The 14,275-nt window shown below is 65.2% G+C and carries 11 protein-coding genes; 5 read left to right on the forward strand and 6 right to left on the reverse strand.

Annotation, left to right across the window (positions count from 1 at the left end):
• Positions 1–124: 124 nt before the first annotated feature.
• The 4 genes from ABZS66_RS55415 to ABZS66_RS55430 form a co-directional block, all read right to left on the reverse strand.
• Positions 125–310: a hypothetical protein gene (locus tag ABZS66_RS55415; protein ID WP_354772003.1), complete on the reverse strand. Its 186-nt coding sequence runs from the start codon at positions 308–310 to the stop codon at positions 125–127.
• Positions 311–911: 601 nt separating this feature from the next.
• Positions 912–1,223 carry a hypothetical protein gene (locus ABZS66_RS55420; protein WP_354772005.1) on the reverse strand — a complete coding sequence of 104 codons (312 nt, stop codon included), beginning with the start codon at positions 1,221–1,223 and terminating at the stop codon, positions 912–914.
• Between the two features lie 978 nt (positions 1,224–2,201).
• Positions 2,202–4,412 carry an MMPL family transporter gene (locus ABZS66_RS55425; RefSeq protein WP_354772007.1) on the reverse strand — a complete coding sequence of 737 codons (2,211 nt, stop codon included), beginning with the start codon at positions 4,410–4,412 and terminating at the stop codon, positions 2,202–2,204.
• Positions 4,413–6,170: 1,758 nt separating this feature from the next.
• Positions 6,171–6,734, reverse strand: a complete 564-nt coding sequence (locus tag ABZS66_RS55430; protein ID WP_354772009.1) for a TetR family transcriptional regulator — start codon at positions 6,732–6,734, stop codon at positions 6,171–6,173.
• Positions 6,735–7,165: 431 nt separating this feature from the next.
• Here ABZS66_RS55430 and ABZS66_RS55435 point away from each other — a divergent pair, with 431 nt between their 5' ends.
• From ABZS66_RS55435 to ABZS66_RS55455, 5 genes are all read left to right on the forward strand, one after another.
• Positions 7,166–7,972: an SDR family oxidoreductase gene (locus tag ABZS66_RS55435; protein ID WP_354772011.1), complete on the forward strand. Its 807-nt coding sequence runs from the start codon at positions 7,166–7,168 to the stop codon at positions 7,970–7,972.
• Positions 7,973–8,711: 739 nt separating this feature from the next.
• Positions 8,712–9,536: an ABC transporter permease gene (locus tag ABZS66_RS55440; protein WP_354772013.1), complete on the forward strand. Its 825-nt coding sequence runs from the start codon at positions 8,712–8,714 to the stop codon at positions 9,534–9,536.
• Between the two features lie 2 nt (positions 9,537–9,538).
• Positions 9,539–10,303, forward strand: a complete 765-nt coding sequence (locus ABZS66_RS55445) for an ABC transporter permease (RefSeq protein ID WP_354772014.1) — start codon at positions 9,539–9,541, stop codon at positions 10,301–10,303.
• A 58-nt stretch (positions 10,304–10,361) separates the two neighbouring features.
• Positions 10,362–11,141 (forward strand): ABC transporter ATP-binding protein, encoded by a 780-nt coding sequence (locus tag ABZS66_RS55450; protein ID WP_354772016.1) that lies wholly within the window; start codon positions 10,362–10,364, stop codon positions 11,139–11,141.
• 84 nt (positions 11,142–11,225) lie between these two features.
• A complete protein-coding gene (locus ABZS66_RS55455; protein WP_354772018.1) occupies positions 11,226–12,332 on the forward strand; it encodes an ABC transporter substrate-binding protein in 1,107 nt (368 codons plus the stop codon).
• Between the two features lie 93 nt (positions 12,333–12,425).
• On the opposite strand, the gene ABZS66_RS55460 is transcribed toward ABZS66_RS55455, so the two are convergent.
• Positions 12,426–13,226: an SDR family oxidoreductase gene (locus ABZS66_RS55460; RefSeq protein ID WP_354772020.1), complete on the reverse strand. Its 801-nt coding sequence runs from the start codon at positions 13,224–13,226 to the stop codon at positions 12,426–12,428.
• A 769-nt stretch (positions 13,227–13,995) separates the two neighbouring features.
• Positions 13,996–14,275 (reverse strand): transposase family protein (locus ABZS66_RS55465; RefSeq protein WP_354772022.1); only part of this gene is annotated, 280 nt, incomplete at its 5' end.

Consider the following 14,275-nt stretch of genomic DNA (forward strand, 5'->3'; position numbering starts at 1 on the left):
GTCACCGGTCCCAGCCACGGCGACGAGTTCCTGTATTACGCCACCCAGGCCGAAGTCGAGACGGCACGACGGGGCTGGCCGAACGGTGGCAGTGGCCCGGGTTACCACGTCGACGTGGTGGTCTTCACCAAGGCACATCCCGGCGGGTAGCGCCACCGAAAACGAACCGGGCTCTGGCGTGGTCGTCCGGTTCGTGCAGCCAGTCGGTGATCGCCGCGAACGGCGACGCGTCGGCCAGTACTGCGCACACGGCCACGGTGAGCAGCCCGGTGAGGGGGCATTGCACCCCATGCAGTTCACGGTGGGTCATGGATTCTGCTCAACGCGTGCAACGGCCGGTGTTGTTCACCGTCGGTGACTGGTGCCGTCACGCCCAATGCGCGGATGAGGGATGATGCCATCGGCGGGTGGGGTCTCCTCGGTGCTGCGAAGCGTCGCAACTCCATGATCACCGATGGGGCCTCACCCGCTTCGTTTACCTCCACGGAGACCTAAGTCTCCAAAGACTCCCAGCTCAGGGGCGCCGCCGACCGACTACGCAATCGCCCTGATGCCCATGGATGCAGGAAACCGCCTCGCCCGCAACCCGCGCGGGCGGCACACACTGCGTCGATCCGCACGGGCCGCGCGCACACCGGAGGCTCACTCAGCCACGGCCATTTCTCCGATATGGCTGCATCGGCCAGGCTCAACGTCGTACGCTCGCCACACGTGTCCGCGATCCGGCAGCCCTCGGCGGACGGATCGCACGGCTACCCAGGCCCGAACCGACCGGCGACCGGATCGCGGACCACCACGCTCGAACCAACTGGCGCCCAGGGCGGATCGTTTCGTAGAACGACGTGCTGGTCTCTGCTGCCCCGCCAGCCATGCGCCACTGAGCTCCACCCGGGGGCATCGAAGGCTGGATCTTAGGCCCCAGCCGGAAGGGTGCCCGCTCGTCTCGTTAGGTTGCCGCCGTGTCTGGGATTCGGCACCGCTGCGCCGCCAGAAGAGTCGAGCATGAAGCGCAACTGCGGCGAACAGTGCACGGTCAGTCCGCCTGGCACGGTGCGCGCGTACTCAATCATCAGCTCGATGGTGGTGCGGACTGCGAGCCGCAGCGCCGACACGTCGATCACCGTCGGCGGGCCCAACGCGGTGCAATCGTTGCGGAGATCTGCGACCAAGAAATGCAGCGCGAGTCGGTTGGACAGATCGCTGTCACCTGCCAGTCGTAACACTGGACCATCGCGGGTGCGCCCGCAGCAGCGCCCGTTGCCTGCTGGTTGGCCATCCAACCGCGGTACCGGATGCGCCATGCTGATCGGCCGTAGCTGTTGGTTGCTGATTGACCTCCGTGCGCATTGACAGGCAGCGGTCTCGAAGCCGTCTGTGACGATGCGGTTGACCAATAGCTCGTAGCGCGCGAGCGCATCAGCACGAGCCCTGGGGCCGGAGCACACACGACATGTCTGCGACTATCCGCAGACCTGCAAAGCCGGCGGCGCGACGGCGACGACCAGCCACTGACTGCGGTGGCACCGGCACCGCCGCAACGGAACAAGGCTGTGGCTCACTGGGTGGGAGCCATCTCGCCGACCGCATGACATGAGGTGGCATGGTCACCCACGGCGACTCCGGCCCGTCGACAGCAGCCTGGCGAGGAGGCGGTTGACACCGTGCCTTCTCGCCGCCGGCTCCTCGGGCAGCCTGTGTTCGTCGTCGGGGTCCTGCAGCGACCCGTTGCCTGGACGATTTCCGGCCGGAGCGCTACCAACGTGCAATCCCGTCACACGTTCGCTCGGCGCTAGCGATCAGTGGAGGCTGGGAGATTTCGTCATCGAGTCGCGGCGAGCGTGACCATCCGGTGCTGGCCACGTCTCGCGGCCACCAACGCGGCGGCAACGTCATGGCTTCCTCGGTGCAGGCCTGGCCGCGGCCGGTCAACGACCAGCTCGCGGTTCGTGTCGTTCCGCATCACGATCGCCGCGAGCCGAAACGCTTCTGCAAATGAACGGTCCTTCGGCCGTCCGACCTTTCGTCGATGGGCAGGGCGTGACAGCTGGCACCGGGCCTGAGACGGGGTATGTCTTCGCCTCTGGCCGGCCCGCGGTTTATGGCAGCGGGCCGTCTGCCCGGGGTGGGTAGACGGCCCGCTGTGGTTTTCGGTGTGGCCTGCTGGTTGCCGTTTGCTGGGTTGCCGTTTTGTTGGTTGTTGGTTATCGGCTGTTGGTGGTGGATGGTTCGGGGTGGGTGTGGGTGGGTTCTGTGGTGGTGTGGGGTTGGTGGGTGAGTTTTTCGCCTTCGATGTCGAGGTTGGGCAGGGTGTGGTTGAGCCAGCGGGGGAGCCACCAGGCGTTGTAGGTGAGTAGTGACATGACGGCGGGGACGATGGTCATGCGGATGATGAATGCATCGATGAGTACGCCGATTGCGAGGGCGAAGCCGATTGATTGGATGAATACTTGGTCGGTGAAGGCGAAGCCGCCGAAGACTGCGATCATGATGATTGCGGCGGCGGTGACGACGCGGGCGCCGTGGCGGAAGCCGGTGATGATGGCGTTCTGGGCGGTGGCGCCGTGGATGTAGTCCTCGCGCATTCGGGTGACGAGGAAGACTTGGTAGTCCATGGCGAGGCCGAAGAGGATGCCGATGAGTAGGACTGGTACGAGGGGTGCGATTGGTCCGGGTTCGTTGAGGCCGATGAGTGTGCCGAGCCAGCCCCATTGGAAGACGGCGACGACGGCGCCGAAGGTGGCTGCGACGCTGAGTAGGAAGCCGAGGGTTGCTTTGATGGGTACGAGGATGGAGCGGAATACCAGCATCAGTAGGAGGAAGGCGAGGCCGACGACGAGTCCGAGGTAGGGCAGGGTGGCGGCGTTGATTTTGTCGGCGACGTCGATGTTGACGGCGGTCTGTCCGGTGACGGCGACCTGGGTGCCGGTTGTGGTGTGCAGGGGGGTCATGTGTTGGCGGATCTCGGTGACGAGTTCGCTGGTGGCCTGGTCGCGGGGTCCGGAGGTGGGGATGACGGTGATGAGGGTGGTGTTGCCGTCGGGGCTGGTGACTGGTGGGCTGACCGAGGCGACCCGGTGGAGGGTTTTGATGGTGTCGGTGACCTGGGTGACTGAGGTGTTGGCATTTCTGCTGGTGGTGGTGTCGACGACGATGATGAGTGGGCCGTTGGTGCCGGCGCCGAATCCGGTGCTGATGAGGTCGTATGCCTTGCGTTGGGTGGTGTCGGCGGCGGCCATGCCGTCGTCTTGGGCGCCGAGGCGCAGGTCGCTGGCGGGCAGTGCTATGAGGGCGAGGCCGAGGACGGTGGTGATCAGGACTGGGAGCCGGTGGCGGGTGACGAATCGGGCCCAGCGTTCGCCTGCGGGTGCGGGGCCGGTGTCGGACTCGGGGTCGCGGTTGCGGCGGCCGGTGGTGATGCGGCGGGAGGCGAGTCCGAGGAGTGCGGGTAGGAGGGTGAGTGCGACGAGTACGGCGATGGCGACGGTGGCTGCGGCGGCGAGGCCCATGGAGGCCAGTACTGGGATGCCGACGACGGTGAGACCGGCCAGTGCGATGATGACGGTGAGGCCTGCGAAGACGACTGCGGAGCCGGCGGTGCCTACGGCGCGTCCGGCCGCTTCGGTCTTGTCGTTTCGTAGCGCGAGTTCGTGGCGGTAGCGGGAGACGATGAACAGCGCGTAGTCGATGCCGACGGCGATTCCGAGCATCAGTGCGAGGATGGTGCTGTTGGCGTTGATGTCGACGAAGGCGGAGGCGGCCATGAGGCCGGCCATGCCGACCAGGACGCCGAGGATCGCGGTGAGCAGGGGCAGGCCGGCGGCGACCAGCGAGCCGAATGTGACGAGTAGGACGAGTCCGGCGATGGCGATGCCGATCACCTCGGCGATGCCGGGTTCCGGTGATGAGACCAGCGCGTCCCCGCCGACCTCTACGGTGAGGCCGTTGGTCCGGCCTGCTTCGGTGGCGCTGATCAGCGCGTCGCGGTCGTCGGTGCTCAGCTCGATGCCGGGGACGGCATAGTTGACCTGGGCGAACGCGTACCGGCCGTCGGGGGAGACCGTGCCGGTCTGGAACGGGTCGGCGACGTTGGTGACCTGTGGTGCGGTTTTGAGCTTTGCGACAGTGTCCTGCACCGTCGCGTGGTGGGTGGGGTCGGTGAGTGTGCTGCCGGGTGGGGCGGCGAACACTACACGTGCGGTTGCTCCGCCCGCGTTGGCCTGGGGGAATCGCTCGGCGAGCTGGTCGATGGCCTGCTGGGCTTCGGTCCCCGGGATGGTGAACGAGTTGGACATCGTCCCGGACAGCGTGCCCGCGCCGACGCCGACCAGTGCCAGCAGCAGCACCCATAGCCCGGTTACCAACCACCGCCGGCGGTAGGAGAACTTGCCCAGTCGGTAGAGAAACGTTGCCATGAGATGCACTCCAGACAAGACGAGGGTGGTCAGTCATCCCGCGTATCTTCTGACCGGTTAGTTAGATACAAGCATCGGCGTCCCCCGCGTGTCAACTATCCGGATAGTTAAAGCTGCACTGGCATGCCACCTTCGTCCCGGCAGGGTGTTCGCGCAAGCGGTGGTCGGTGGCAGCGTGACGTGAACGACTGGACCGTGGGCGGGCTGGCGCCGAGCTGTGACTTGGGCTATAGTTACTAACTAACCTTATAGTTGATACCGCGTGGTCATCGCTTGGCCCTGCGAACGCGTCTGGTTGCGTGCCGTTCTCGTCGATACGCGTGCTGCGACCGGCCGGCTCACCGACGGAATCTTCGGCATGCGCTCCGGGTTGACGTTGTTGTAACGGCTTGAGGCAGTCCAGCGTGGTTGCCAACGTTGTGGTCGCACTCAAAAAGCCGACCCGTGCTGATCAGGCAGCGCCGCGGCAGTTGGCGCGGGAACAGCAGGGCGGCCCGCGGGTGGTGTCTGCGGCTGGTGGCGTTCAGTGAGTGCCGCGCATCCGAAACCAGCGCGCGCGGAGCAGCGCTACTACGTGAGGCTGCCGCCAGGTATGCGTGTGTGGTGTCGGCCACGACCAACCGCGCCGGCCGGGCACTCGCTGGCCGCCACCACGTACTGGCTGGTCGCCGCGCCGCGTCGCGCCGTGAAGGGCTGGTCGGGGCTTGGATGACCTTGGCGGTGCGGTGCGCATCGCCGAAGGGGCAACCCGCTTCCAGGGGAAGTGTCAGAAGAGATTCCGGTTCATCGACGCGGAGCTGACGCGGGTGCGGGTTCGCCTGCCTCGGCGCGTTGGCCTGGAACGCGGCGGCCGGGTGACGGCCAGCGCCCGCCGGTCTCCGTCGTTGTGCCGGGACTACTCGGGGCCGGCCGGATCATGTTGAGGGTGGTGTCACGGAGCCCGCGGAGCACCCGACTGAGGCTATGCTCGATGCAGCGCTGCGCGCGAAGTCGCGCTGCATTCTGCGCGCCTTCGCGCCTGTTTGGGACTGCCAGGAAGATTGGTCCGCTACGGGCGGCGATGCTGACTTCCCGATCGCCGCGCCGACATTGCTGCCCGCTGAGGCTCTACGGGACACGAAGGCGCGCGCCGGGACACGATGCGACCCGGCATCGGCAGTCCCGCCGCCTATGTAATGGGCGGTCGGCCGCTGCGCCCAGTGGGCGCCCAGCGTCGCTTCAGGTGCCTCTGGGCGCCGCGAGTCGCTCGCCACGCGTTGCCTCGCCCGGGGCGACCTTGTGCAGTTCCGCGCTCCACGTCGCCGCCATCCTCGACCGGGCAAGTCATCCAACCCACCCTCACGCCCGGTAGAGGTAGATCCGCCCTCCATGACCAACGGCGACACGGCGTGACCTGCTGGTCGACGTCGCCGCGGCGGCTACTGGAAGGCAGGGCGCTCAAACTGACGCAGGCGAAGCCAGTTGGGGTTGGTCCGGGCGCTCGCGTCGGCGGACCGAACCCTGGCCGAGGCCAAGCAGCCACTGCTCAAGGCTGGCCACCCAATAGCGCCGTAGGACAAAGCGGCTCCGTAGTCTTCCGGTGGCGGGCCGGCCGCGGAAGTCCGCAGTCTGTTCCCGGCTAGATCGAGCGCCTCTTCGGATGGCCGTACGAGGACAACGATGCAGTTGCGCTCCGGACGCACCCCGACGTGGCTCGCGTAGTCGCCGTGCAGGCCGTGCAGGCATGGTCGTTGGAGCGCCGCGAGGCAACCTGGACGCTCACCGTCCGTCGATGATGTTCTGGATCGCGGCCCCATAGATCCGGGCGAGCCTGCCAGGGTTGGCAGCCGTCAGTTCCGGGTCAGGCACCACCCACAGCGTGGTGATGAGCCCGGCGATCTGTGCCGCCACGAGCCGCGCCCGCAGCGACGCTTCGTCGCCTTCGAGGCGGCGTGATACGGGCTCGACGTACAGGTCTTCGACGGCGTTGCGCACGTGCGCGCGTACCACTTCGCTGTCTGAGGCGCGCAACAGGTGGACGAAGATCGGGCCCATTGACTCTGACCCCGACTCGAGGACATAGCGCACGATCCGTTCGCCCATCCCGTCGAGGGGTCCGGTGACGATCTGCAGAAACGGACCCTCGAGGCGCATGGTTTCGAGGAAGAGCGCTTCCTTCGAGCCGAAATGCCGGATCACGAGGGCGGGGTCCACGCCTGCCTGTGCGGCGATCGCGCGCACGCCGGTCGCGGCGTAGCCGGATGCTGCGAACAGTTCGGTGGCGGCCTGCCGGATTGCCTCCTTCGGCGTCTTGGAACGCTCGTTGGTCTTGGTGGGGTCCATCTTGCCCTCGGTTCCTTCCCTGGCTCGCGGTTGTGTGAGCGCACCATCCTCGCACGTTGTCAACGCCGTTGACAACGTGACGGTCAACAGCGTTGACAAACATGGGTCAACAACGTTGACAATCGTGTGTGGTAATCCGACCGTCTCGGGGGAGCTCGCATGACGTACGCCATTGGTGTCGGTGCGGTGCGTGCCAACGGCCACGACTCGCCTCTGGCCGCCTTGCCGAAGCGGGTGCGGGCAATCGCCCGTGGCGGATCCATGTGATGGGCCGCAGCGGCTGGGCCGCGCCGAGGACCGTCAGAACTTGTGATGGCGGCTGGGTGCAGCCTCGCGGCAGTTGCCAGGCGCACAGTCATCAGGTTCGTCGTACTGCCGATTGCAGGGTCTGAGATAGCCCCGTCGGGCGCTGACAGGAAGGGAACGGGTAAATGAGGTTGCAGAACAAGATTGCCTACATCACCGGAGCTGGCAACGGGATCGGGGAGGCAACCGCGGAAGCTATGGCGCGGGAAGGTGCCGCGGTCGCCGTCGTCGACTTGGACAGGGATGCTGCGGCTTTGGTTGCTGACCGGTTGTGCGCCGCGGGCGCTCGGGCCATCGCGCTGGCGGTCGACGTCAGTGACCCGGAAGCGGTCAGGACTAGCATTGGCCAGGTCGTCGATGAATTCGGTCGACTCGACATCCTGCATCTGAACGCTGCGGCGGGCGTCCCCGGCGACACCAACGCCGTGAACAACGATCTTGACGTCTGGGAGCGGCTGTTCCGCGTCAACGTCATGGGTGTGGTCCATGGCATCAAGTACGGGGTTCCCAGGATGATCGAGGCCGGTGGTGGCAGTGTCATCATCACGTCGTCGATGGGCGGCCAGGCCGGTGACCTCAACAGAGCCGCCTACGGTTCACTGAAGGCCGCGGTGACCGCGCTCACTCGATACTTGTCCGTGTCCCATGGCCGGTCCGGGATCAACGCGAATGCCATCTTGCCGGGCCTCGTGCTGTCGCCGACGGCAGCGGCTCAGTTCCCGGCATCGCTTGCCGCGGCAGTCACCAAGCATCAGACGACCGATCGGTTGACGCAGCCGTCCGATGTCGCGAACCTCGCAGTGTTCCTCGCGTCGGATGAGGCCATCGCGATTCGCGGCCAGGCCATCGCTATCGACGCGGGCGGCTCCGCACAAGGCGGGGCCACCCCGACCTTGGCCGACGCGGTGGCTGCACTCGTGGTATCCACGTGAGTTGATCATTGCCGTTGGCTTGATCGCCGGCGGATCGGCGTGGTAGTCCGGGACGATCCTTTGTCGTCAGTCCACATGGAACAGGGGGCCACCGGCGAAGGTCGGTGGCCCCCTGTTTCCTTGACCGGCTCTATATATGCAGGTCACTGACCGGTCTCCGTGACTGTTGACCCCCGGCGTGACGAAGCGTCGGCAGGGTGGCGAGCCTGGTGAATCTGCGGCCGGACTGTCGGCGCTGCTGTATTGACGGCTTACGGCGCTGATGGCACACTTCTGAGAACGATGTGACACACTAGACACACAACTTGTAGCACTGTGACACGCCCATGCCTGCTGTGGTCGAGCGTGGAGTCGGGTCGCGACAAGCTTGAGGCGTCGGTCATCCGGCATGTGCCGTGAGGGGCGCGCCATCCGCGCGGATACGCCCTAGATAAGGGAGTTCAGGCATGTCGTTGTCGAGTCGTTCCGACGAATGGTTCCGCGGGCCGACCCGCCACCGGCGAGGCGCGGGACGTTTTTTCTGGCGTCCGGTCGCCGCGGGCGAGAACACCGTGACGCCCGTGGCCGACGTTCCATCCAGGCAACGGGCAGGGTGTTCCCGATGACCGGGAACACCCGAGCCAAACGACCGAAACGTGTTCGGAGGGTGGACCCTGACCGGACATCAGCAGCGAGGGAGCCCGTCGGCGTGGTGGAACCGGCCCGTGTGAAACCTGTTTCTCCAGTTCATCGTGCGCTAGTGGGTGCCACCACCGTCCTCGTCGAGAAAATCGAGCCGGAGTTCGATCAGCCGCAGCGTAACGTCCGGCCAGGGGTGCTGGTGTGGACCATCCGTGTCGGACTGGTGATGCTGCTGTTTGGCGGATGGCAGATCGCCGCCGGATCGAGTCAGGCGATCGAGATCGTGATCTCGCGGCCGAGCGCAGTCGGCACAACGTTGGCTCGGGAGTTCGGCAGCGGCGGGGCCTGGTGGGGCGCTCTGGCGATCACGCTGCGCGAGTCAGCCCTCGGCTTTGTACTAGGCCTCGCATCGGCGGTTGCTCTGTTGGTACTGACCGCACCGCTCTGGTGGGTCGCCCGCTTCATCGGCCCCTTCGTGGCCGCCGCGAATGCGCTCCCCATCGTCATCATGGCTCCGCTGTTTATCGTGTGGTTCGGGATCAGCCTGCAGTCGAAGGTCTACTTCGTGGCGGTCGCCATCTTCTTCATCCTGTACTACGGGCTGTTCACCGGCATCCGATCGATCGATCCGGGCCTCGTGGACAACGCTCGTGTCCTTGGGGCGCGACGCCTGCAGCTCGTCCGTCAGATCTATGCGCCGGCGGCGTTGACCTGGACGATCGCCGGCCTCCGGCTGAGCTCGGCGTGGTCGTTGCTCGCCGCGGTCGTTGCCGAATATCTCGGGTCGAACGCTGGTATCGGCTACGAGATCGCTACGGCGCAACAGAACCTGGAAGTCAGTGTGGTCATCGCGGGGATCCTCGCCGTGGCGACGGTGGCGGTGATCCTCGACCGTGCGCTTATCCGATTGGAACAGCGCTTCTCTAGGTGGCGGGTGTTCTGATCATGCGCGGAGTCAAGCTCGTACTGGCCATCGGTCAGGTGGCGGTCGTCGTCGGCGCGATAGCGCTGTGGCAGTGGCTGAGCGACGCCAAGGTAATCAACACGTACCTTCTCGGCCAGCCGAACTTGATAGCTCGCCAGCTACACGGGTGGTTCACTACCGGCACCCTCTGGACTGATGTCGGCGCGACGCTCCTTGTCCTAGTCGTCGGGTACACGGCTGGGCTGACCCTTGGTGCGGTGCTGGGCGCCGCGCTGGGCTTGTCTCCGTTCATCCGCGCGGTGCTTGAGCCGTTCGTCGTGTTCTTCAACGGGATGCCCAGACTCTTGCTCTACCCGCTGCTCCTCGTCGTTATCGGCATCGGCACGCCGGCGCGCATCGTTCTGGTTGTAGCGGCGGTCTTCGTTATCGTGGCAGTCTCCATCGCCGCGGGGCTGTCCGAGATCCCAATAGATCTCCTGCACAACATGCTTCTAGCTGGCGCGAGCAAACTCGACCTCGCTCGTCACGTCTACCTGCCTTCGCTGACAATCTGGATCTTGAGTACCGCTCGGACGACGATCGGCATCGCACTCTCGGCGACGCTGCTCGGCGAATTTGTAGGAGCAACCAAAGGAATCGGATACCAGGCAGTGCAAGGACAGGCGAACCTCGATGTGAACCAGATTTGGGCGGCCATCACGTTGGTCGTCGCGGTAGCGCTCGTCTTCTATGTCATTGTCGGCAGCGTGGAACGCCGTGCAACCAAGTGGCTGCCCACCCGCTAGCAGTACAGGACACACAATGACCCATCTAACGACATCGCCTGCGATTCAACTATCTGCGGTGAAGCGCGCCTTCAAGACCGAAAAGGGCCACTACATCGCCTTGGACGGCGTGGACCTGACCGTCCGCGCTGGGGAGTTCGTCTCCGTGGTCGGTCCGTCTGGCTGCGGGAAGTCTACGCTCCTTGGACTCATCTCTGGCCTCGCCCGACCACAGAGCGGCAAGGTTGAGATCTTTGGACGCAGGGTTGCCGGTGTACGAAAGGACGTCGGCTTCATCTTCCAGAAGGACGCACTGCTGCCGTGGCGCACTGCCCTTCAGAACGTCATGCTCCCGCTCCGTTTTCGTCGCGTTCCTGCCCGGGAGGCCGAGGAGCGCGGTCGCGCCTGGCTTGGACGCGTCGGCCTCGCGAAGTTCGCGTCGTACTACCCGCACCAACTGTCAGGCGGCATGCGCAAGCGGGTTTCGATTGCGGCCACGCTGGTCTACGAACCCGACGTCCTCTTGCTCGACGAGCCGTTCAGCGCGCTCGACGTCCAGACCCGTGCATTGATGGAGAACGACCTGCTGGATCTGTGGAGTCTGAACCGACCGACGGTCCTGTTCATCACGCACGACCTCGAAGAGGCAGTCGGACTCTCAGATCGCGTGGTTGTCATGTCCGCAGGGCCTGGTCGGATGATCGGTGAGCACGAGATCCCCCTTGCCCGTCCCAGAGATCTGCTGGAGGTCCGGTTCGACCCCGCTTTCACCGAGCTGCATCACCAGATCTGGGAACAACTGCGCGATGAAGTTGGTCGCGCCCAAAACCCATCGATGCTGACGCAACCGATCAGCTGACCTGGCGTATCACTGCGGAGCAACGCATCTGGCGTGGCTCCGCCAGACGAGTGCGCATTTCACCAGTGGGAGGGTGTACAGCAGATGACATTTCGACTGATCTGGCGGGCACTGGCGGCCACGCTGGGCGGCACCGTAGCCGTCTACGGAGTCGCAGCCTGCGGCACCTCGTCCGGCGACCAGCCGTCGTCCGGATCCAGCGGCGGGACGATTCGCTGGGCGGCAGCCGGCGGTTACAACTCGTCATACGCACCTCTGCTCGTCGCCCAGGGGCAGGGGCTGTTCTCCAAACAGAACGTGCAAGTGGAGCTGAACACGTTCGCCACCGGCTCCTCCGCCCTCGCGGCACTGATCGGTGGCTCGGCTGACGTTGCCTCCATCAGCGGGCTCGATATGCTCCGATCCGCACAGAAGCAGAACGGTGTTGTTGCCGTCTACACCCCGTTCGACTCCGCTGCGAGCTCGATCATCGCTCGGAAGGAGTTGCAAGCGACATACGGCACCGACATCGCTAAGTTCAAGGATGCCAAGTGGGGCTATGCCGCCGAAGGCACCTCTTCCACCTACTACCTCAAGACGTTGGCCGAGAAGTCCGGTCTAAATTGGGACCGTCTCGGCCGCAACGCGCTCGGCACCCAGTCAGCGATCCTCGCCTCACTGACCGCCGGCAAGGTGGACATCGTGTCCACGGACCTGACGACCGCCTCCAAGGCGATCCAGCAGGGCGTGGGATATCTGGTGTTGAACACCAACGACCCCGATGCGACAACACCGTACTGGGGAAAACAGTTCGGATCGGTGTTCGCTACCACGAAGTCCTTCCTCCAGAAGCGCCCCGACCTGATCCAAGGCTTCGTGGCCGGTTTGGTGGACGGTCAGCACATGCTGCAACAGAACATCGGCGACGCCTCACGCATGCTTGCGCTCTTCACACCTGAGGTGCAGACGGAATTCAAGGCGACATGGGACCAACAGTGGAAGCTGACCGCGCCTGCGTTCGACGGCGTGGACGGCACCCTGACGGATGAGATGCTGACCAGCGAACTCGCGTGGGCCACGTCCTGCGGTGCACTGCCACCCGGCACCACCTTGCCCCCGTCCTCTGAGTTCGCGGACAACTCCTTCGTCGAGAGGGCATTCAGCACACTCGGGTACGCCAAGCCAACCCCGGGGGCTACCCCGTCCGCATAGGAGCCTCATCAGCGGTCCGGGTACTCGCAGTGCGTCTGGAACGCGCTGCGAGCACCCGGACGAGGTCACGTGTCGTGGCCGCCGTCGTGTGCCTCAGTCCTCGGAAGGCAGCGTTGTCAATGTTCCACCGTCGACCAGCAGGTCAGTCCCGGTGATGTACGACGCAACCGAGGAGCTAAGGAATGCGACAGCCGCTGCGATGTCGTCGGGTGTGCCGACTCGGGCGATCGGCTGGTTGGCGATCATCGCTCGCATCTCGTCACCGTGCGGGCCGGCGAACTCGTGCTGGCTCATCTGCGTGTGCACGATGCCGGGGCTTACGCTGTTGATCCGCGCACCCCGTGCACCGAAGGCCGCTGCCGCCTCACGAACCCTCAACTGGACGCCGCGCTTGGCGATGGCGTACGCGCGGCTGCCATCCGTGGAGCTCAAGTCGAGCTGTTCGCCAGCGAGCAACTGGTCGGCCGGCGCGATGGCAAGGAACTGCTCGAGCTGGTCCGGCAGGCGGTGCCTGTGGCCAGCGACGCTGGCGATACAGGTGACTACGGTGCCCGCCTCAGCGACGTCGAGGAAGGCGTCAATGACATACGCGGTTCCGACCAGGTCGATCACATAGATGCGTTCCACCGACGCCTGGTTGGGCGAAACACCCGCGGTGTGCACGACCGCATCGATATGGCCGCGCGCCCTCGACGCCTTTGCGAGCGAGCGCACGCTCTCCGCATCGGCGACGTCAACGACGACTGAGTTGACGGTGTGTCCTGCGTCCTGTAAGTCCCGTGCCGCTGCCGCGAGCCTCGCGGTGGAGGAGTCGGCCAAGACGATCTGTCTGCCAGATCCCATCCGTCGTGCCGCCGCGAGCCCCATACCGCCCGTACCGATGACCACCAGCACGGGAGGTTCTGATGTGTCCACTCTGCCTCCTCCTGTGGTCGGCCTCATAGGCCGAACGCCGCGGCCGACCATCCTCGACGCTGCCGTTTGCTACAACGAATCCGCACATGTACCGCTGCCGCAGATCTCTCGTGCGCCCACATATGACCTGCGCGGTCAGAGGTCGTCGCGAGCACCTAGAGCAGATCGACGGGCTTGGGCCGACGAGTTCGGCGGCGATGCGGCGGTCGACACGTGCCTGAATCTGCGCATGGTGGCGCACGTTGATCGCGGTGCGTACCCGTCTCGGGAACCGCACTCGCCGAATCTGAACCTCCTCGCCGGCCTGGACCGCTTGGCCGACCTGGGCGGATCGATCGGAGACTTCCTGATGGGTCAGGTAACTCGGGAGATCCTGAGCCAGCTCCTCCGACACAGACGGGCTCCCTATTGCCTCCGTCATACAGACCCTGATCGCATGTCACGGTATCACTAAATTAGTGTAATTGTGCAACAGGGGCCGTACGCAGGCAACCTCGTCGGCCGAGGGTGCACCCCTTCGTAGAGCCGGAGTATGGCGAGCCCACAGATCGGCGTCGGAAGCCGGCAAGGAGCCGAGGACAATTCCGCGAGGCTGGAGTGCAAGGGATCATGCTGCTCGCCGCCGAGTGGCGAAGTGACCACCGCACGGATCGTCTATGCCCAGGCCTCGACCAAGCCGTCGTCGTGCGCGTCTTTGATGACTAGGACACTGAGCCATTCCGCGCAAGGACGTGATTACCGAGTGCTGTTATGTGGTTCGGGCGTGGTCGAAGTGCAGGATTGCGAGGGCGGCGGCGACGATCATCCCGATGCGCCAGGGGTTGAGGCTGATGTTGCGCAGGGCGCGGAATGTCATCTTCAGCAGGGCGTTGGCTCGCTCGCCGATGGCGCGGATGCCGTTGTGGGCCTTGTTGAACTGCTGCTGGATGGGTGTGAGGTCGGCGTCCTTGGGTTTCTTGAACGCCACGGTGATGGTGTCGGCTTCGCCCTCGTAGCCGAGGTCTCCCAGGGTCCGCAGGTCATCGATA

Source organism: Dactylosporangium sp. NPDC005572 (assembly GCF_040605515.1).
GTDB lineage: Bacteria > Actinomycetota > Actinomycetes > Mycobacteriales > Micromonosporaceae > Dactylosporangium.